General features: G+C 39.2%; 17 protein-coding genes. All 17 read left to right on the top strand.

The features are described from left to right. Positions 1-3: 3 nt before the first annotated feature. Positions 4-1,398: an ABC transporter permease gene (locus KNL20_RS11370; RefSeq protein WP_230397865.1), complete on the top strand. Its 1,395-nt coding sequence runs from the start codon at positions 4-6 to the stop codon at positions 1,396-1,398. A 13-nt stretch (positions 1,399-1,411) separates the two neighbouring features. After that, positions 1,412-2,692: an ABC transporter ATP-binding protein gene (locus KNL20_RS11365; RefSeq protein WP_230397864.1), complete on the top strand. Its 1,281-nt coding sequence runs from the start codon at positions 1,412-1,414 to the stop codon at positions 2,690-2,692. Between the two features lie 29 nt (positions 2,693-2,721). Next, positions 2,722-4,521, top strand: coding sequence for a rhamnan synthesis F family protein (locus KNL20_RS11360; RefSeq protein ID WP_230397863.1), 1,800 nt, complete (start codon positions 2,722-2,724; stop codon positions 4,519-4,521). A gap of 14 nt (positions 4,522-4,535) precedes the next feature. After that, the gene (locus KNL20_RS11355) at positions 4,536-6,290 is read left to right on the top strand and encodes a rhamnan synthesis F family protein (RefSeq protein WP_230397862.1); all 1,755 of its coding nucleotides are present in this window, start codon (positions 4,536-4,538) and stop codon (positions 6,288-6,290) included. A 17-nt stretch (positions 6,291-6,307) separates the two neighbouring features. Next, complete coding sequence (locus KNL20_RS11350; RefSeq protein WP_230397861.1) at positions 6,308-7,219, top strand: class I SAM-dependent methyltransferase; 912 nt, start codon at positions 6,308-6,310, stop codon at positions 7,217-7,219. A 196-nt stretch (positions 7,220-7,415) separates the two neighbouring features. Then, a complete protein-coding gene (locus KNL20_RS11345; protein ID WP_230397860.1) occupies positions 7,416-8,309 on the top strand; it encodes a hypothetical protein in 894 nt (297 codons plus the stop codon). Further along, a complete protein-coding gene (locus tag KNL20_RS11340; protein WP_230397859.1) occupies positions 8,306-9,331 on the top strand; it encodes an acyltransferase family protein in 1,026 nt (341 codons plus the stop codon). Before KNL20_RS11345 ends, KNL20_RS11340 begins: the two co-directional genes overlap by 4 nt. 10 nt (positions 9,332-9,341) lie before the next feature. Then, a complete protein-coding gene (locus KNL20_RS11335; protein ID WP_230397858.1) occupies positions 9,342-11,789 on the top strand; it encodes a glycosyltransferase family 2 protein in 2,448 nt (815 codons plus the stop codon). Positions 11,790-11,825: 36 nt separating this feature from the next. Then, positions 11,826-12,668, top strand: coding sequence for a dTDP-4-dehydrorhamnose reductase (gene rfbD, locus KNL20_RS11330; RefSeq protein ID WP_230397857.1), 843 nt, complete (start codon positions 11,826-11,828; stop codon positions 12,666-12,668). Between the two features lie 3 nt (positions 12,669-12,671). Next, on the top strand, positions 12,672-13,865 hold the full coding sequence (locus tag KNL20_RS11325; protein WP_230397856.1) for an ATP-binding protein: 1,194 nt from the start codon (positions 12,672-12,674) through the stop codon (positions 13,863-13,865). Between the two features lie 45 nt (positions 13,866-13,910). After that, positions 13,911-16,049, top strand: a complete 2,139-nt coding sequence (locus KNL20_RS11320; RefSeq protein WP_230397855.1) for a pyridoxal-phosphate dependent enzyme — start codon at positions 13,911-13,913, stop codon at positions 16,047-16,049. 41 nt (positions 16,050-16,090) lie between these two features. Next, positions 16,091-16,465 carry an EamA family transporter gene (locus tag KNL20_RS11315; protein WP_230397854.1) on the top strand — a complete coding sequence of 125 codons (375 nt, stop codon included), beginning with the start codon at positions 16,091-16,093 and terminating at the stop codon, positions 16,463-16,465. Continuing rightward, complete coding sequence (locus tag KNL20_RS11310; RefSeq protein WP_230397853.1) at positions 16,458-16,802, top strand: EamA family transporter; 345 nt, start codon at positions 16,458-16,460, stop codon at positions 16,800-16,802. The genes KNL20_RS11315 and KNL20_RS11310 overlap by 8 nt, the downstream gene beginning before the upstream one ends. A gap of 25 nt (positions 16,803-16,827) precedes the next feature. Further along, a complete protein-coding gene (locus KNL20_RS11305; protein ID WP_230397852.1) occupies positions 16,828-17,769 on the top strand; it encodes a glycosyltransferase family 2 protein in 942 nt (313 codons plus the stop codon). 3 nt (positions 17,770-17,772) lie between these two features. Further along, positions 17,773-18,909, top strand: a complete 1,137-nt coding sequence (rffA, locus tag KNL20_RS11300) for a dTDP-4-amino-4,6-dideoxygalactose transaminase (RefSeq protein WP_230400099.1) — start codon at positions 17,773-17,775, stop codon at positions 18,907-18,909. Between the two features lie 10 nt (positions 18,910-18,919). Beyond that, positions 18,920-20,737, top strand: coding sequence for a glycosyltransferase family 2 protein (locus KNL20_RS11295; RefSeq protein WP_230397851.1), 1,818 nt, complete (start codon positions 18,920-18,922; stop codon positions 20,735-20,737). Between the two features lie 12 nt (positions 20,738-20,749). After that, positions 20,750-21,718 carry a glycosyltransferase family 2 protein gene (locus KNL20_RS11290; RefSeq protein ID WP_230397850.1) on the top strand — a complete coding sequence of 323 codons (969 nt, stop codon included), beginning with the start codon at positions 20,750-20,752 and terminating at the stop codon, positions 21,716-21,718. Positions 21,719-21,837 lie beyond the last annotated feature (119 nt).

Here is a 21,837-nt window from a genome sequence, read left to right as displayed (position 1 = left end):
AATATGTCTGTTAAGAAGAAATTAATGATTTTAATAATGCTGGTTGCGTTAATATTAATCAACATTGGAATTTTGACACATCGGGCACCAAAGAGTGATGATGTGATACTACATTTGTCTATTGAGGCCGATGCTGCAGCAGATATTACTGTATTTTACTCTTCTACCGGGATATTTGATATGATAAATTCCAAGATGGAGCAGTACACAGGAAGTAATTCTATTCAAGAATTGGAATATACAATTGACTCGCTGAACAGTGCTATCCGGCTGGATTTGGGAGATGCTGGTAAAATTTTTAAGATACAAAATGCCTATTATGAATACAAGGGGGAGAGAACTTCTCTTAATTTAGAACAGTTTGGAACAGACAATGCTTTGGAAATAAATAATCTGCAAATTAAGAAAGTTGATTCCGATATACTGGAAATGGAAGTAGTTGGGGAAGATCCATATGTTTCTGCGGAGATAGGCCCCCATTTTATACAAAATCAGGTGCAGAAGCATTTAGCTATTGTTTCATTAGCTAAGAACATATCATATGCTGTAGTATTTGATTTGGCATGTCTCATATTGTTTTTGTTTAGAAAAAAGTTTTCAAGCTTACCAATAGAATTGGTTCAGAACAGACAAATTATTATGAAGCTGTCAAAAAATGATTTTAAAACAAAGTATGCCGGTTCTTATCTGGGAATCACATGGGCATTTGTACAGCCTATTATTACAGTTCTGGTGTACTGGTTTGTATTTCAAGTTGGATTGCGAAGTGGGGATGTTGGAAATTTTCCATTTGTACTTTGGCTTGTAGCTGGTCTTGTACCATGGTTTTTCTTTCAGGACACATTAAATGCTGGAACTAATGCACTGATAGAGTATAGTTATCTGGTAAAAAAAGTTGTTTTTAAAATTAGTATTCTTCCTATTGTTAAGGAAATGTCAGCACTATTTGTGCATGTTTTTTTCGTTGCTTTTACCTTGCTTATCTATTCTGCCTATGGTTACTTTCCGGATTTATATACTCTTCAGGTAATATATTATACTTTTGCAATGTTTGTATTAACACTTGGTATCTGCTATGCTACAAGTGCTATTGTAGTTTTTTTCAGGGATCTGACCCAGATTATCAATATTGTTCTTCAGGTAGGAATTTGGATGACTCCTATCATGTGGAACATTGAAGTTTTGGGAGCTCAGTTTCCGCGTTGGCTGATTACTGCCTTTAAGGCAAATCCTCTGTACTATATTGTAAATGGGTATAGGGATGCATTGATTAACAAGGTCTGGTTTTGGGAACGGTTTGATCTGACTTTTTATTATTGGGTGTTTACAGCCATTGTATTTGTAGTCGGGACGGTAATTTTCAAAAGGCTTAAAGTGCATTTTGCAGATATTTTATAAGAGAGGAATAAGGATGAGCAAAGAAGCAATTCTGGTTAAGAATGTATCGAAAATGTATAAATTGTATGATAGACCGATGGATCGGCTGAAAGAGTCATTGGGTTTAACCAGACAGAAAAAATACAAAGAGCACTATGCCCTGAAGAATCTTTCTTTTGACGTGAAACAAGGGGAATGCGTTGGTATTATCGGAACAAATGGTTCTGGAAAATCAACGATTTTGAAAATTGTTACAGGGGTATTAAATCCTACAGATGGAGCGGTTAAGGTCAGTGGTCGGATTTCGGCGCTTCTTGAATTAGGTGCTGGTTTTAACCAAGAATATACAGGAATAGAGAATATATATCTGAATGGTACCATGATGGGATTCTCAAAGGAAGAAATAGATGCCAGAGTGGAAGATATTTTAGCATTTGCAGATATTGGAGATTTTGTTTATCAGCCGGTTAAAACATATTCCAGTGGTATGTTTGTACGTTTGGCATTTGCAGTTGCAATTAATATAGATCCGGAGATTTTAATTGTTGATGAAGCATTGTCCGTCGGAGATGTGTTTTTTCAGGTAAAGTGTTATCATAAATTTGAAGAATTTAAAAAAATGGGGAAGACAATTCTTTTTGTCAGTCATGATTTGGGAAGTATCTCCAAGTATTGTGACAGAGTAATTCTGTTAAATAAAGGCGAAAAATTGGCAGAGGGAAGACCTAAAAGAATTGTGGATTTATACAAACAGGTTCTGGTCAACAAGGATGCGGAAGTTATAGAACAAGGTATGGGGGGTAGTAAAGAAGATATATTACAGAAAAAACAGGCAGGCGGAGGGCTTTGGAAATCCAGACTTGAATTAAACCCCAATTTATTGGATTACGGAGAAAAACAGGCTGAAATTATTGACTTTGCGATTATTGATGATAATGGTAAAATAAATTCTGGTATTGTAAAAGGCAAAGACTTTATTATTCGCATGAAGGTAAAGTTTAACCAGAATCTCCAGGATCCTATTTTTGCTTTTACAATAAAAGACAACCAGGGCACAGAGATAACGGGAACTAATACAATGTATGAAAATATTTCTTCGGGTCCTGTAAAAGCTGGAGAAGAAAAAATCATATCATTTACACAGAATATGAATCTTCAGGGAAAGGCATATCTGTTATCGTTGGGATGTGTGGGATTTACAGACAATAAATTTACTGTTTATCACAGGCTTTATGATATATGCAATATTGATGTGATTTCCGATAAAAACACTGTTGGATTTTTTGATATGGATTCATCCGTTGAGATTCAATAATTGTTGTTATATGCTGGAAGAGGTTTATTATGATTATAAAAAAAGATATTGTAAGAAGATATGGAGTATATGTATTCTTTGACAGGGACGGAATTGTAGATGAATACAATGATGTTTTTTTAAATGGACTTAAACAGGTTGTATCTTATCTGCTGGTAGTATGTAACGGCAAAGTTTCTGAGGATGGATTAAGACGTATAGAAGAAATTGCAGATGAAGTTTTATGCAGAGAAAATATCGGGTATGATGTTACGGCATATAAAGAAGGAATTTTACGCCCGGGTTTCACAGAATTGACAGAGTATGACGAGGTAGTTATTTGCAATGATACTATGTACGGGCCGCTGTACCCATTTACAAAGATGTTCTGGGAAATGGAGAAAAGAGATATTGATTTTTGGGGGATTACTAATTTTCATGAAGTATCATTTGATCCGTTTGGTACAATTGAGTATGGTTATATACCGAAGCATATCCAGTCCTTCTTTATGGTTTTCCGACAGAGTCTGGTGAAGAGTAAAGAGTTTCAGGATTATTGGGTAGAATTCCCTGAAATTAAAGGATATGAAGAAGCAATAGGGTTCCATGAAGCCACATTTACAAAAAGATTTCAGGATTTGGGTTATAAATGGGAAGTTTATGCCTCAAGTGAAGAACTCGAGGGGTATACTTATGATCCACTAAGAGATTTTCCACGCTATATGATAGAAGAAAAAAAATGCCCGATTATGAAAAAGAGGTCATTTTACCATGAATACGGAGAAGCAATGGAAAGAAGTGGCGGAGAGGCGACTCGAGATGCTTTTGATTTCATAGATAAAGAATTGAATTATGATTGTGGTCTGATATGGAAAAATATTTTAAGGACTCAGAATCAGGCGGATATTAAGAAGCGTATGCATTTAAATTATGTTTTGTCTTCCAAAGTTCTTAAAAATAAAAATAGAAGTAATAAATTAAAGCTGGCATTGATTTTACACATATATTATGAGAATCTGGCATTTTATTGCAGAAGTTATGCAGAACATATGCCGGAAGGTACGGATGTATATGTGACGGTTCCCTCTTTGGAAAAATTGAAAACGGTAAAAAAGGCATTTGCTGATTTCCCACACAATATAGAATTTCGTATTGTAGGAAACCGTGGAAGGGATGTAGCTCCATTTATTGTAGGATGCAAAGATATTGTTGATAAATATGATTTGATTTGTAAAATGCATGATAAAAGGGTGTATCAGGTGATACCTATGTCATTGGGTGAGTCTTGGTCCTACAAGTGCTTTGAAAATCTAATGAAAAATGAAATATTTATTGAAAATATAGTGGCTACATTTGAGGAGGAGCCATACCTTGGAATGCTGACCCCGCCGATTCCGAATCATGGTCCTTATTATCCAACCACAGGAAAAGGTGAGTGGGGAGAAAACTTTACGGTAGCAAAGCAGCTGGCGGAGACGTTAGATATCCATGTAAATATGGATCCGAAGAAAGAGCCTGTAGCGCCTCTAGGATCTATGTTCTGGTTTAGACCAAAAGCGTTAAGGTGTCTGTTTGCACATGACTGGCAATATGATGAAATGCCGGAGGAGCCAATAGCCGATGATGCTACGGTATTGCATGCGATAGAACGGATTTATCCTTTTTGTGTACAAGAAGAGGGATATTATCCGGCATGGCTTATGGTTGATTCTTATGCAAGAATAGAATTGGACAACTGGAATTACATGAACAGGGAGCTGAATAAGGCAGAATTCAAAAAGGTGGGAGTGGAGCCTTTTAGGGAATTGTTGAATCACCTCCGTTCATATTCACCAAAGCGCGAGGAATAAGGAGCTCAAAGGTTATGATTTTAAAAAATGAAAATATCAGACGTTGTGCTATCTTCCTCTTTTTTGATAAAGACGGAGTTGTAGATGACTATATTTGTCAGATGCTTGAGGATTTGCGAAAAAGTGTCGAATATATATTAGTAATTGGTAATGGATATATTGAACGAGAAGGTCTGGAAAAACTGAAGACATACTCTGATGATATATATTGCCGTGCTAATTTAGGTCTGGATGTTGGTGGATACCGTGAGGGCCTGTTTTATATAGGGTTTAAAAAATTGGCAGAATTTGATGAAGTAATACTTATGAATTATACTTTTTTTGGTCCTCTCTATCCTTTTTCTGAGATGTTTGATGAGATGAAAGAAAGAGATGTAGATTTCTGGGGTATTACAAAACATCATAAGGTGGATCCAGATCCTTTTGGAATGCTGTCATATGGTTATTTGCCGGAACATATCCAGTCTTTTTTCCTGGTTATGCGTCCAAGTCTTTTTTTAAGTTATCATTATAAGGATTTTATTTTCAATATGCAAAACCCGGAGTCTTATCAAAAATCTATTGTTGAGTATGAGACAATCTTAACAAAACATTTTGAAGATTTGGGATTTAAGTGGGCTGTATATGTTAATACTGATGAGTATGAAGGGTATGCGTACTGTCCTAATATGTTTTATATTAAGGATTTAATCAAGAAAAAAAGATGCCCAATAATTAAAAGAAGATCCTTTTTCACTGATTATACAGATTTTCTTTTGAACTCATGTGGCGAGCCTTCCGTTGAAGCGTATGAGTATATGCGTGATAATCTGGACTATGATGAAGATGTGATTTGGGATAACATCCTCCGCCTTGAAAATCTGGGAGATATACAGCGCGATATGCATTTTAATTATATCCTGCCAACCTATGGGGATGAAGAGAAAAAACCGGATCAGGGTAGTACGGCGGTTTTTATTATTGTGGAGTGGGGAAAATGTTTAGGCTGGTATAGACGGTTTTTGAAAAATATACCGCCTTGGTCAGATGTTTATTTGCTGGGTAAGGATATAAAGGCTATAAAAGAGATAGGACAGCTTGTGTTTAAATATACTGGAAACCATACCCATAATGAGATGTACAATACAGAAGATTATTCAGCAGTCCTTAGAAAAATTTCCAGTATTTGCTGTGACAGATATCAGTATATTGGTATTTTGCACATGAGAGATTTGGAAAAGCAAAAGCCTTATAGCAACGACGTGTCATGGCAGTATTCGGATTGGGAAAATATTTTAGGAAATAAGGCATATATGGGATATTTGATAAAAGTGTTTGAAGAAAATAATCGGCTGGGAATGCTGATTCCACCGGTTCCGAATTATGGAAGACTTTTTTCGGATATGGGAGACGGTTGGATGAATCATTATACTGAGGTATGCCAGCTCCTCCAGAAAATCCAGGTGAGCGTTAATGTTAAGCAGACAAGTGCACCATTAACACCAATAGGAGGAAGCTTCTGGATTAGAGGTAAAGTATTTTCTAAACTTTGCAATTATCTATCAGATGTAAAGAATACAGATACAGAAACATTATTACTGGGAATTCCGTTTATTGTCCAAAAAATCGGGTTTTACACGGGCATTGTTTATAGCGACAGGTATGCTTCGGTAGAAATCACAAATCAGGACTATATGTTGAGAGAAAATAATAAAGTGGTATTTGAAAAGTATGGAGCAAATTACCATAATGTATGTGTTAATAATATCAAAGATGATGCATTTATATAGGAGGATGGTATTCTGCTATGAACGAAAATATTGGAAAAGTTGTTTTGAATTATGATTATTATTCCGGAGAAGACCTCTATAGTGATGGGGATGAGATTGAGAACAAAATTCTGAATATTGTAAAGGATGAAGAAGGTTATGAGTATGTTCATGAGGCTTATGGGAACTGGGCTGTCATGTATCATCTAAGCCGCCAAAGAGAAAATATTATTGAACCAATGGAGATAAAGAATACAGATGAGGTGTTAGAAATTGGCGCCGGAATGGGTGCGGTAACAGGCGCAATTGCAAAAAAATGTGCACACGTTGACTGCATTGAATTATCAAAACGCCGTTCTCTTGTAAATGCATATCGACATAAAGAACTTGAAAATATAAAAATTTTTGTGGGAAACTTTCAGGATGTCCAACTTGAAAAGAAGTATGATGTTATAACTCTAATTGGTGTATTGGAATATGCCTATCACTATATCGAAAGTTCAAAGCCATATGAAGATTTTCTGAAAATTGTCTCATCTTGCTTAAAACCACAAGGAAGACTTTATATTGCTATTGAGAATAAATTAGGTATGAAGTATTTTTCCGGATATCATGAAGATCATCTTGGAAGACCCTTTGTTGGAATTGAAGGCTATCATAAATCTGATAAAGTGAAGACATTCAGCAAGTCACAATTGGAACATCTGATATTGGAAAATGGATTTTCTAATACTTATTTTTATTACCCTTTTCCAGATTATAAATTACCAGCTGTAATATACAGCGAGGATGTTATTGACACTATTGAGTTAGAGTTTCCAGAGAAAAGTAATTATGATATGCCTGTCTTAAAAAGTTTCAATATGAATAAAGCATTTTCGAGCCTTAAGGGTGCCAGTGAGAGGCATATGCTTGCAAATTCATTTTTAGTAGAGGCAAAAAAGGGGTAAAAGTATGAGAAAACTGTGGATAAAATTCAGTGATGAACGAAACAGGAAGTATAGTATAAAAACAACTATCTATCGGGAGGAAACCAGCGGAAAGAAGCTGGTTTCAAAAGAGGCTATATTTCCAGAGGGGATTGAACATCTGCATAATATCTTAAACTACTACAGTACATGTGAAAAGATATTTCCAAATTGCAAAATGTGCCCTGCGGAATATCAAAATGATATATTATGGTTTGAGTATATTGAGGGAGAATCACTAGAAGACAAATATAGGATAGCGTATAAAGAAAAGAATGAATCTTTGTTTTGCGATTTATTAAAATTGCATGTATCTTTGATATGCGGAAATGAAGAAAACAGTGATTGCATTTTTTCCAATTCTCCAGAGTTTGAATCAATATTTGGTATCGGGAAGCAGTTTGAAGGTGAGAAGGGATTAAAAATATCAAATTTTGATGCCATAGCATCAAATATCATATTTACCTCTGACTCTATTCCCACCTTCATTGATTACGAATGGTTTTTTTTGATGCCCTTACCAAAGGAACTGATTATTTTTCACTGTATTAAAGACTTATATATTCATATACATGGACTTGAAGAGTTTTTTCCGCTTCAGAAAGCAATGGATTATTTAGAAATCTCAAATACTGAGGAGACGTTGGATTATGCATGTAAGCATTTTTTCCATAATGTTGTAACTGAGCCAGATGGGAAAAGCTTCGCGGGTACAAAGCAGGTTTGTCTGCAGGGCGAACAAGATGTTCAGTACTATATAGAGGATGCGAAACATGCACATGAGGAATGGGCAATATGTGCAAAAAATTGGCAGGATGCCGTTAAGGCATATGATGAGTTGAAAAAGAGCCATAAAGAAATAGAGGATTACTGGAAACAGGCCTCTCAAGCAAATGCACAATTAAACAATGAATTATTGAGTATACAAAAGTTGTTGGCTGATAAAACATATGAAAATCAGATTTATCAACAAAATATAGAACATTGGAAGCAAGCATATGAAACAGTCATTAATTCAAAAACATGGAGGTTTGCCAATAAAGTGAAAAGAATTTTTGGCAGGGGAAGATGAAGAAAAGATTGTATTATATAGACAATATTAAAGTATTTGGACTAATATTAGTATTTATATGTCACTTTACGAGAAGCCTTGAGGCAAATGGAGTAGGATATGCAATTAAGGTATTACCAGACAAGCTGTTCAATTTATATATTGGTTCTTTTGGTGTATCTTTGTTCTTTATTGCTTCCGGTGCTTCTTTGATGTATGTATATGAAGAAAAATTGGATGTAAAGGTATATTTAAAAAAGCGTTTCCGTGGTATTTATCCAATGTTTTGGCTTGCTTTTTTTACTGCCACAGTAATTTCCTTTTTTCGCAATTATGGAATCGACGAGACAATACCAAAATGGAAGATTATTTTCAGTATTATTGGGTTTGATGGCAATACCCTTTGGTGGGGAAACAATTTTTACCGGGTAGGAGAATGGTTTTTATCAGTAATTATTTGTTTATATATTCTATTTCCATTGATTCGAAAATGTGTTCTTAAACATCCTGTTATAACGACAATAATTTCTATTGTATTGCTGGCTGTGAGCATGCTATGCTTTAAAACAAAAATGCCGATAGAGTGTTTTGTTATTGCAAGAGTGCCTGAGTTTCTTTTTGGTATGTTATATATTAAGTACATAAAGCAAGTAGATATAAAAATGCTGATTATAGGTATAATTGGATTGGGTGTTGCGTTCTTTATTAATCTTGGGGAGAACAATGTTATGCTTCAGACTCTGCTTGTTGGGCTTTCTTCCTTTATATGTTTGACTTGGATCTTTGTAAAAACATCAAAATTTATTTTTATAAGAAAAATAAGCACAGTAGGTGGAAAATATTGTTACCCTTTCTTTTTAACTCATCATTATCTGACCGAATGGTTGACAGAGCCGTTTACTGGTATTGTATTAAGGCGTTCAGAGGTGTATTTCTTATGCCTTATCTGCTTCGTATTAACAATAATTGCTTCGAAATATTTGTTTGATATTAATAAGAAAGCACTGAACATTTTAAGTATAGAAAATAAAGAAAATAAGTGAGGATAAATTTATGCAAAATATTATATATGAAGTGGAGAATGACAGATTTCATATAAAAGATAGACATAAATATATTCTTCAAGGTTTATGGCCGACTGACAGTCGGGTGGAAGCCTATCTCGATGATACATTGCTGAAAACGCATATAGAAGCGCAAATTGATATCGGTGTGATGAATCGCTATCAAGATAAATATATTGAAGAAGCCAGCAGGGTAACCATCGTTGTTACATTGCCGGAGGGACTTGGACGATATCATAAGCTAAAAGTCTATTATAATAAAGGTGGAAAAAAAATACTGTGGTTTACAGCTTCAGTAAAAAAACTAATTCAAAAGCAAAATAATCTCAATTTGTTTATTGAAGAAGAAAGATATGAAAAGGAATCTGACTTAGTTCAAATCAGAGGTTGGGTGGCAAGCGCCACCCCCGTTGAATTGTCAGTCTACGACAGGAAAAAACATAGAATTGATGCTGAGATCTTGTGGAGTAATAGATTGGATGTAGATGCAATGTTTTTCGAAGGAGCAATTAACGAAAAGAGTGGGTTCTTCATTAAAGCAGACAGGCTCACAGGCAAAGTGATACATCTTGTTTTAAGTGCGGGGGAAACTAAAACAATTCGTACTGTGAATTTTGGAACGGCTGAAAAAATCAGAGAAAAGTTTATTGACTATACCAATAAAAGCATAAAAATTCTTCGAATATATGGAGCCCAGGCGTTCGCTGAAAAGCTAAAGCAAAAAATCACAAATTATAGAAGAAGACCGATAACCTATCAAAGATGGCTGCCTAAACATCTTCCTACGGAGAAGGAATTACAAGCTCAGAGAACTGAGAAGTTTGAGTATAATCCTAAATTTTCAATTGTTGTTCCTCTTTATAAAACACCGAAATTATATCTTAATCAGATGATAGAATCTGTACAGGCACAGACATATTCAAACTGGGAATTGTGTTTATCGGATGGCAGTGGTGCGGGCTCACCAATTTCCGACGAATTAATAAAAATTGCTCAAACGGATAAAAGAATAAAAATATTATTTCATGACTCCCAGCTACGAATTTCGGCTAATACTAATTTGGCCATAGAAAGTGCGGTTGGAGATTACATTGTTTTCATGGATCATGATGATGTTTTGTGTAAAAATGCACTGTATGAATGCGTAAAAATTTTAAATCAAAAGCCGGATATTGAAATCTTATATTCGGATGAAGATAAGATGACTATGGATGGTCATAAGTTTTTTCAACCTCATTTTAAACCTGACTTTAATCCGGATTTATTACGAAGTGTGAATTATATATGCCATTTATTTGTTGTTAAGGGTGGTTTGCAAAAAAAAGTCGGTTTCTTACGTGAAGAATATGATGGAGCTCAGGATTATGATTTTATACTTAGATGTATAGAAAACACTGAGAAGATATCTCATATACCTAAGATATTATATCATTGGAGGAGCCATGAGAATTCCACAGCTGAGAATCCAGAGAGTAAGAGTTATGCTTTTGAAGCTGGGAAAAGAGCTATTCAATCCCATTATGAAAGAGTGGGAATTCGGGCAACGGTGTCGGCAGGAGAGTATCCTGGATTATATAGAAGCAGATACCATATTGATGGTCAACCTTTAATATCGATTATCATACCTAATAAAGATCATATTTTGGATTTGAAACGATGTATGGATTCAATTTGCCAAAAATCAACCTATAAAAATTATGAAATTATCATTGTGGAGAATAATAGTATTGAATCAGAGACATTCGAATTCTATAAAGAAATTGCATCAACATATTTTAATGTACATGTGGTATACTGGAAAGGAATATTTAATTATTCAGAAATAAATAATTTCGGCGCATCTTATGCAAAAGGAGAATACTTATTATTATTAAATAACGATACAGAGGTTATAAATTCTGAATGGTTGGAGGAAATGCTTGGATACTGCATGAGAAGTGATGTCGGTATTGTGGGAGCACGACTGTACTATCCAGACAATACCATTCAGCATGCCGGAGTTGTGATTGGATTTGGAGGAATTGCAGGACATTGTTTTATACAGCAGCCCCGCTCATCTACAGGGTACTGTCATCGTATTATCTGTGCCCAGGACTATAGTGCTGTAACAGCAGCCTGTATGATGGTCAGAAAAAGTGTTTTTGACCAGGTAGGAGGATTATCGTCTGAATTACAGGTAGCGTTCAATGATATTGATTTTTGCCTGAAAGTAAGAAAAGCCGGTTATCTGGTGGTATACAATCCATATGCAGAACTTTACCACTATGAATCAAAATCCAGAGGACTTGAAGATACACCGGAGAAGGTCGAACGTTTTAACAGAGAGATCAAGATCATAGAACGAAACTGGCCTTTGATTTTTCAAGAAGGAGATCCTTATTATAATCCCAATCTTTCACTGGAGACGCAGGACTTTTCTCTTAGGAGACTGGATTGATCGTTTGTATATACCTAAAATGGAGGTTAAGAACTTATGAGAGTATTAGTAACAGGCGTAAAAGGCCAGCTGGGCCATGATGTAATGAACGAACTTGCAAAACGCGGACATACAGGTATCGGTGTTGACATTGAAGAGATGGATATCACAGATCCCAAAGCCTGTAGTGATGTAATTAAGGCAGCGGATGTGGAAGCGGTGGTTCATTGTGCTGCATACACAGCTGTGGATGCTGCGGAGGATCATGTAGAGCTTTGCCGTAAAGTGAATGCAACCGGGGTGGAAAACATTGCAAAGGTCTGCAAAGATCTGGACCTTAAGATGATGTACATCAGTACAGATTATGTTTTTGATGGTGAGGGTACCCGTCCATGGGAACCGGATGACGAACGTCATCCATTGAATGTTTACGGACAGACAAAGTGCGAGGGAGAAATTGCAGTAGAACAGAATGTGGAAAAGTTCTTTATTGTCAGAATCGCCTGGGTATTTGGTGTCAACGGTAAGAATTTTATCAAGACCATGCTGAATCTGGGAAAAACACATGACACGGTTAATGTTGTGGAGGACCAGATTGGTTCACCTACCTATACCTATGACCTGGCAAGGCTGCTTGTGGATATGATTGAGACAGAGAAGTATGGACGGTACCATGCAACCAATGAAGGCTTATGTACCTGGTATGAATTTGCGCAGGAAATCTTCAAACAGGCGGGTATGGATGTCAAGGTTCTTCCTGTCAGCAGTGAAGAATTTCCTTCCAAAGCAAAGAGGCCTCATAACAGCCGGATGAATAAGGATAAACTGGAGGAAAATGGATTTGAGCGTCTTCCTGCATGGCAGGATGCACTTTCCCGTTATCTTAAGGAGATTTGCTAGAACATGAAAAAAATACTTCTACTCGGCGGAAACTATTTCCAGATGACGGCAACTCTGGCTGCAAAAGCACTGGGCTGTTACGTGATCAGCATTGATTATCTGCCGGATAATCCCGCACATAAATATGCGGACGAATACCATAACATCAGTACCATAGATAAGGAGGCGGTTCTGAAATTTGCAGAAGAAAAGCGGATTGACGGTATTGTCTCCTATGCTTCTGACATATCTGCGCCTACGGCCGCCTATGTGGCCGAAAAGCTTGGACTTCCTACTAATCCCTATGAGTCTGTGCTTACGCTGACACATAAGGACCGGTTTCGGAAGTTTATGAGGGAGCATGGGCTCCGCATGCCGGAGGGAGATAGCTTTACCGATGAGGCCCGGGCACTTGCATACTGCCGGTCTTTGAAATTTCCGGTTATGGTAAAGCCTATTGATTCTTCAGGAAGCAAGGGAGTTACGAAGATATACAGTCTGGATGAATTTCCTGCAGCCTTTGCGGAAGCCTTGTCCTATTCCATCTCAAAGCAGGTGATTGTAGAAGCGTTTATACAGAAGATGGGGTATCAGATTGACGGGGATGGATTCATCGTGGATGGGAAGATTGCCTTTTTTGGTGTAATGGACCAACACAACGACCTGGAATGCAATCCTCATGCCCCGATCGGACTCAGCTGTCCATCCATTCAGAAACAGGAATTTCAGGAGAAAGCAAGAAATCAGATTCAGAAGATCTTTGATTTGCTGGATATGAAGATGGGTGCTTTTAATTTCGAATATATCATCGGGAAAGACGGAGAGATATATATTCTGGAAATTGGTCCCCGTAATGGAGGAAATTTAATTCCGGATGCGATTAAAGCTGCCCGGGATGTAGATCTGGCAGCCTATACGATAAAGAGTGCGGTAGGCGAGGATTGTTCCAGCCTGTGGGAAAAGCCTGTACATACCTGTACTTCTTCCTATATTATACATGCAACGAAGGACGGAATCTTCCGGGGAATCGAAATAGATGAGGCAATCCGGCCGCAGATCGTGCAGCAGGCGCTGTTCGTAAAGCCGGGCGACAAAGTTGAAAAATTCCGTAATGCCGCCTTTGGAATTGGTGCTATGGTGATTACATTTCCTGATGTAGAAGTGATGTGTGAGCAAATTGATCACATGAATGATTACATCCGGGTAATCGTTGACTAGTATAGGCGACATTAAATAACCTGCTGATTCAATGAGGATGATTTCATGAAAAAACTGATGATACTTGGAGCCGGTTATACGCAGGTTCCATTGATAGAAGCAGCGAAGCATCTGGGCTGCCATACGATAACGGCCAGCATTGACGGTGATTATCCGGGCTTTGCTGCAGCAGATGAGGCGGCATATGTGAATATCGCAGATCCCGAAGCAGTGGTGGAAAAAGCCAGGCAGCTGCAGGTGGATGCGGTTACGACCTGCGGCCTGGATTTAGGTATGGCAGCCATAGGAGCCGTATGCGAATCTCTTAGACTTCCGGGACCTTCTTCGGATGCCGCGAAAAAGGCTTCTAATAAGCTGGACATGAAGAAGGCATTGGTAAAGGCAGGTGTCCAGACCGCACGTTTCGTATGTATTCACAGCCGTGAAGAGTTGGAGCGTGCGCTTGCCTTGCTTCCTTTTCCTGTGATATTAAAGGCCGTGGATCAGATGGGAAGCCGTGGGATCTTTCGGTGTGATACCCGGGAAGAGGTCTTTGAAAATTATGAGAAGACTATGGGAGCCACCGGAAAAAAGTATTGTCTTCTGGAAGAGTTTATCGAAGGTGAGATTTTTGGTGTAGAAACCATGATTCAAGATGGGAAGATAGTATACATGCTTCCCAACAATATCGATGCATTTCAAAGTACGACGCCAACCCCTGTGGGGCATTCGGTTCCCTTTAAGGAACTGGATACGCTGGGTGATCAGATACAGGAACAGACAAGGAAGGCAATCTTTGCCCTGGGACTTGATAACTGTCCTGTAAATTGTGATTTCATAAAAAAAGACGGGAAAGTATATGTAATCGAACTCACCGGACGGTCTGGGGCTACGGGCTTGTCTGAGATGGTGAGTATTTATTATGGAATTAATTACTATGAGGTGATTGTAAGACTGGCACTTGGAGAATCTGTAGGGTCGTTTTTTAAACAGGAAAAACCCCTCACTCCGAATCTGACTCGTACCTTATTGTCAGACCGGGCGGGAATTGTAAGAACGATACACAACTATAACAGGCATTCTGAGGATATTGTGGATTTGTCCTTCAACATTGTAAAGGGAGATACGGTACAGCCTTATACCAATGGTAGAGACCGGATCGGACAGGTGATTCTGAAAGGAAGCACTCTGGAAGCCTGTGAAGTGCGGCTGCGTGAGGTCCTTTCCCATATACGTCTGGAGCTTGTGGGAGATATTCCCCTTTATGATACGGTAATCCATTCGGTTACCGACAGGGAGGATAACCATATCTTCGTCAAGCGGGAGGACCTCCTTCCTTTTTCCTTCGGTGGAAATAAGGTACGCTTTGCCCAGTATTTTCTGGAAGATATGGAACAGCAGGGATGCGATGCGATGGTAATTTACGGGAATTACCATTCCAATCTCTGCCGGATTTTGTCGGCTGCCTGTTACAGAAAAGACATTCCCTGCAATATGGTATATAATCTGGATGATGTGGATGGTGAAATGGTAAGTAACAATTCCTATTTGATTCGCTCCATGGGAGTGCAGACTTTTCCGTGCCATAAATCGGATATTCCTCAGGCGGTACAGGCGGCAGAGGAAGATTTGAAGCAAAGAGGATACAGACCCTATTATATATATGGGAATCCCTATGGACAGGGGAATGAATGGGTACCCATGCAGGCATATGCAGACGTTTATCAGGAAATCTGTGACTATGAAGTACGGGAAAATCTGTATTTTGACTATATATTTCTTGCATCCAGTACCAATATGACCCAGTCTGGGCTCTTGGCGGCGCATCTGTTAAGCGGAGGCAGACGGCAGATCATAGGAATATCGGTTTCCAGAAATGAAAAGAGAGCCAGAGAGGTTATTACCAAAAACTTAAATATTTACAGTAAAAAGAAAGGTCTTACTTTTCCTGCAGACATTGCGTCCGAGATAAAAATCACAGACGAATATCTGGACGGTGGTTATGGAGCGTATCAGGATGGAATCCGGAATACGATAAGAGAGGCATATGAATGCGACGGCCTGAATCTGGACGGAATCTATACCGGAAAAGCATTTTATGGAATGAAGGAATATCTGAAAAAACATAGAATAAAAAACAAGAATGTTTTATTCATTCACACCGGTGGTGCTCCTTTGTTTTTTGACCAGCTGCCCGGGTTGTGAAGGCGTCATAGAATGGAGGTTAGAATAGAAGGTTGAATTCTATGAAGAATTGTGAGAAAATAGATAAAATTAAGCGGCTTGATTTCCGGCTGATTTTAGCATTGCATATCAGCCTGCTATTCAGCTCTTTGAGCGGAGTGTGCTCTAAGCTGGCGGCGAACGAGAAGCTTTTTTCCCTGCCCTTTTTCTTTTATTACGGGTTGGTTCTGCTGATTATGTTCGGCTATGCCATCGTATGGCAGCAGATTCTGAAACGCATGCCGCTTACGGTTGCTTATGCCAATAAACCGGTATCCCTGATCTGGGGAATGGTCTGGGGAGCCATGATTTTTAACGAAAGGATTACCTGGAGGATGATTTTGGGAGCGTCAGTCATTTTTCTGGGTATTTATCTTGTGGTGACTGAAGATGAATAATTACAGGATTGCGGTTGGTGTGCTTCTTTGCTCGGTATTGATTTCCTCCGTATCACAGATTATGCTGAAAGTGTCGGCCAATAAGACCTGGCCGAACAGGCTGGCTGAATATTTCAATCCCATGGTAATTCTGTCATATGGGATGTTCTTTCTCTCTACAATATTGACCATGCTGGCATTAAGATATGTGCCGTTATCGATGTCTCCGATTCTGGAGTCTACAAGTTATATATTTGTCAGTATTATGGGATACTTTTTACTAAAAGAAAAATTTTCCAAAAGAAAGTTAACAGGACTTGGACTGATTTTAGTGGGCATCTTTGTGTTTTCTTTCTAAGCTGTACTGGAAAGCTGGAGGGTATATGTTAGTTTCAATTGTAATACCATGTTATAATTCAGAAGAATCCATCGAAGAGGTGGTGGATCTGTGCATGGAAACGTTTGACGAGATGGATAATTATGAGTGTGAAATGATTCTGGTAAATGATTATTCCCGGGATCATACCTTCGAGGCTATCACAAGATGTGCCGGGAAATATCCCAATGTAAAGGGCGTAAATCTGGCAAAGAATTTTGGACAGCATGCCGCGATCATGGCTGGTCTGCATTATGTGGAGGGAGAACTGGTCATAGGAATGGATGATGATCTTCAGAACCACCCTTCACAGATAGGTCTGTTTCTGGAAAAGCTGGAAGAAGGTTATGATGTTGTGTTTGGTGTCTTTAAGGAGCGAAAGTTCTCCTGGTTTAAAAATCTGACAGGTTCGGTGAGCCGTTTTCTATTGTGGCATCTGCTGGAAAGACCGAAGGATATACAGATGAGCAGTTTTTGGCTGGCCCGGCGGTTTGTGATAGAAAAGGTCAGAGAATATGAAGGAGAACAGGTATTTATTCAAATTCTGTTTTTTAGAACCACATATAATATTGCAAATATAGAGATTGAACACTTTGAAAGAGAGTTTGGACAGTCGAATTATAATTTTGGCAGGGGTTTGAAGCTTTTTTTATCCTGCATCAACTTTACCGCTTTGCCCCTTCGTTTATCCACTTTGTTCGGGGCCTTATTTTCCGGCCTTGGTTTTGCAGGTGCACTGATTGTCCTCATAAGAAAACTGATGCATCCGTCTATCGCGGTGGGTTGGTCTTCCCTGATGTGTGCGATGTTCGTATTTTTTGGAATTATGTTCCTGATGCTGGGAATTCTGGGAGAATATATTGGAAAAATCATTTTGAATGTAAACAGGACTCCTCAATTCGTGGTAAGGGAGACTTTAAATATTACAGAAGAAAAAAAGGAAGATTAAATGTTGGTAGATTTTAACAGACCGCCCTTCGTGGGGAAAGAACTGGATTATATCAAAGAGGCTGTGGATAACAAGAAGCTTTGCGGTGATGGAATGTTCACAAAAAAGTGTTCGGCGTGGATGGAGGAGCATTTTCATTCCAGGCATGTACTATTAACCACCTCTTGTACACATGCGCTGGAGATGGCCGCATATCTTGCCGGAATCGGTCCGGGAGATGAGGTAATTATGCCTTCTTATACGTTTGTGTCTACCGCGGATGCCTTTGTCCTGCGGGGCGCTAAAATCGTGTTTGTGGATATACGCCCGGATACGATGAATATAGATGAAGATAAAATAGAAGCTGCAATTACAGATAAGACAAAGGCAATTGTGCCTGTTCATTATGCCGGAGTTGCATGTGAGATGGACAAGATCATGGAACTGGCAGACAAGTATCATCTGAAAGTAATTGAAGATGCCGCTCAGGGAGTAAATGCTTACTATAAGGGAAAGGCACTTGGAACCATTGGAGATTTTGGATGCTTCAGCTTTCATGAAACGAAGAATTATACGATGGGAGAAGGAGGGGCTTTGCTCTTTCAGGAGGATGTTTATCTGGAACCTGCAGAAATTTTAAGGGAAAAGGGAACGAACAGAAGCAAGTTTTTCCGGGGACAGGTTGACAAGTATACCTGGATGAATTATGGCTCCTCTTATCTGCCCAGTGATATGAATGCCGCATACCTCTATGCACAGCTGGAGGAGCATGAAAAAATTGATGAAAAGAGGATGCAGGTCTACAGCTATTATGACGAGATGCTGAAGCCTCTTGCGCAGAAGGGCCTCATCGAACAGCCATATGTTCCGGAAAGTGCGGTGCACAATGCGCATATGTATTACATAAAGGTAAAGAATATAGGAATCAGGACAAGCTTGATTCAATATATGAAGGAACATGAGATTATGTGTGTGTTTCACTATATTCCGCTTCATTCTTCACCGGCAGGGCTTACGTTCGGAAGATTTTCAGGCGAAGACCGCTATACCACGAAAGAAAGTGAGCGCCTGGTACGCCTGCCGATGTTTTACAGTCTGGCAGAGGAAGAGATGGAGCGTGTGGTTCAGTGCCTGCTGAGCTTTACGTATTATGAAAATTAGAGGTGTGGCTATGAAAGAAGCAAACGTGCTTCGATTTTTGAAAAAACTGAAACCCTATAATATCATAAAAGGTCTGCGGTATCTGAAGCATTATGGACCCGGGGAGTTTTTTGTCAGACTTTCCGAACGGATGGAGCCTGAAGAAGTGCCCTATGGTCCATGGTATGAGTCCCATAAGGCATCCTCTGAGGACTTGAAGCGCCAACGCAGACAGTATTTTTCATATGAGCCTCTGATAAGTGTGGTGGTTCCGGCTTATCGGACACCGGAGATATTCCTGCGTGAAATGATTGAATCACTTAAGAGACAATCTTATGCGAACTGGGAACTTTGTATTGCCAATGCCAGTCCTTCGGATGAAGGGATGGCCCGGGTTTTAAATGAATACAAAAGCACAGACCCGAGAATCCGCATACAGGAGCTTTCGGAAAATCTGGGAATTGCAGAAAATACTAATGCTGCTTTTTCTTTAGCGAGCGGTGAATTTGCAGGACTGCTGGATCATGATGACCTGCTTGCACCGGATGCCTTGTATGAGATTGTAAAATTACTGAATGAGGATGAAAACCTGGATGCGGTGTACACCGATGAAGATAAGGTGACCACGGATCTTGGCGAACATTTTCAGCCACATTTCAAACCGGATTTTAATCTGGACCTTTTGAGATCCAATAATTATATCTGCCATTTTTTTGTAGCCAGGCGTACGTTAATCGAGCAAATATCAGGCTTCCGAAAAGAGTTTGATGGTGCCCAGGACTATGATTTCATCTTTCGATGCGTGGAAAGTGCCCGGAGGACCGGGCATGTTGCAAAAATCCTTTACCACTGGAGAACCCATAAGGACTCTACTGCAGATAACCCTGCAAGCAAGATGTATGCCTTTGAGGCCGGCAAAAGGGCAATTGAAGGGCATCTGGAAAGGTCGGGGGTAAAAGGAGCCAGGGTATGCCATACTTCAGATTATGGTTTCTACGATGTTACCTACCCCGTTCAGGGAGAACCGTTGATCTCCATCATAATTCCCAACAAAGACAACTGTGAGACATTAAAGCAATGTCTGGATTCTGTAATACAGATTTCCACATATAAAAATTATGAGATTCTGATTGTGGAAAATAACAGTATACAGCAGGAGACGTTTGCATACTATCAGACACTGGAAGTACAGGATAATATCCGGATTTTGACCTGGAAAGGGAGTTTCAACTATTCGGCAATCAATAATTTTGCCGTAAAGGAGGCAAAAGGAGAATATCTGCTGTTCCTGAATAATGACATACAGGTGATCAGTCCCATGTGGATGGAGGCGATGCTTGCCAATTGCCAGAGACCGGAGGTTGGAATCGTGGGAGGGAAGCTCTATTATCCGGATGATACCATCCAGCATGCGGGCATTATTATCGGCATCGGCGGTATAGCCGGCCATGCATTTCTGGGAATGAAGCGTAGCAGAACCGGATATCTTCATAAGGCCTCCCTGCAGATGGACTACAGTGCGGTGACTGCTGCCTGTATGATGACAAAACGCGGTATATTTGAAAAAGTTGGCGGTTTTGAAGAGAAATTAGCGGTAGCTTTTAATGATGTCGACCTCTGTCTGAGAACGGGTAAAGAAGGATTTCTTGTAGTATATAATCCACACGTGGAGATGTATCACTATGAATCGAAATCCCGCGGTCTGGAGGATAGTAAAGAAAAAGTACGCAGATTTCAAGATGAGATTGAATTTATGCGGACCAGGTGGATTACGCTTTTAAAGAACGGTGACCCCTGTTACAATAAAAACCTCACATTGAGTAAATGGAATTACTCACTGCGTGCCTGAAGGAGAGAGAGTATGGACGAAGTATCCGTAGTTGTACCGAATTATAACGGAAAGCAGTATCTGCAGACCTGCCTGGATTCACTGCTTAATCAGACATACGAAAAGCTGTCCATCATCCTGGTGGACAATGGTTCTTCGGATGGGAGCCTGGAATTGCTTCAAAAGGAGTATCCACAGGTAAAGGTGATTGCTTTTTCAGAGAATACCGGTTTTTGTCATGCGGTGAATGAAGGGATAAAAGCAACAAAAAGTCCCTATGTGATACTGCTGAACAATGACACGGAAGCGGCTCCGGATTTTGCCGAACAGCTTCTGGATGGAATAAGAAGACGAAAGAAGGCGTTTTCCTGTGCTGCCAAGATGATTCAGTTCCAAAACCGTACGCTTCTGGATGATGCGGGAAATTTCTATAATGCGCTTGGATGGGCATTTGCAAGGGGAAAGGGTAAGGATGCATCCCTATATAATAGGGAGGAGAAAATCTTTGCCGCCTGTGCCGGAGCCGCCATCTACCGAAGAGAGGTATTTGAACAGATCGGCCTCTTTGACGAAGAGCACTTTGCCTATCTGGAGGATATTGATATCGGATACCGGGCGAAGGTGCAAGGGTATCAAAACTGGTATATTCCGAGGGCGAAGGTATACCATATCGGAAGCGGAACCAGCGGATCCCGGTATAATCTGTTCAAGATTCGATATTCCTCCAGAAATAATATATATATGCTATACAAGAATATGCCTTTTGTACAGATTATCATAAATCTGCCGCTTCTCATCCTTGGGTTTTTGATAAAAATGGTATTCTTTGCGGGAAAGGGGTTTGGACGGGAATATATTGCCGGTATGAAAAATGGATTTACCCTCGCCGGAAAAGCAAGGAGAAATGGAAAAAAAGTGCCTTATTGCGGGAAAAATTTACCCCATTATGTTCGGATACAGTGGGAACTGTTGATTAATATTGTACGCAGAGTGGTGGATTAGGTTATATTTTCTTAAGAAAATATTTAGTTGCTCTTTTTTTTGATTTATTGTATAGTTATTTTGGTAGTGACATGGTATCACAAAAGAAACAGAAGCTGTGATATCGGTACCTGAAAGGT

Origin of the sequence: Novisyntrophococcus fermenticellae (assembly GCF_018866245.1) — a bacterium.
Classification (GTDB): domain Bacteria; phylum Bacillota; class Clostridia; order Lachnospirales; family Lachnospiraceae; genus Novisyntrophococcus; species Novisyntrophococcus fermenticellae.
The sequence above is the reverse complement of the archived record's forward strand: the minus strand, read 5'-3'. Positions and strand labels throughout refer to the sequence as shown.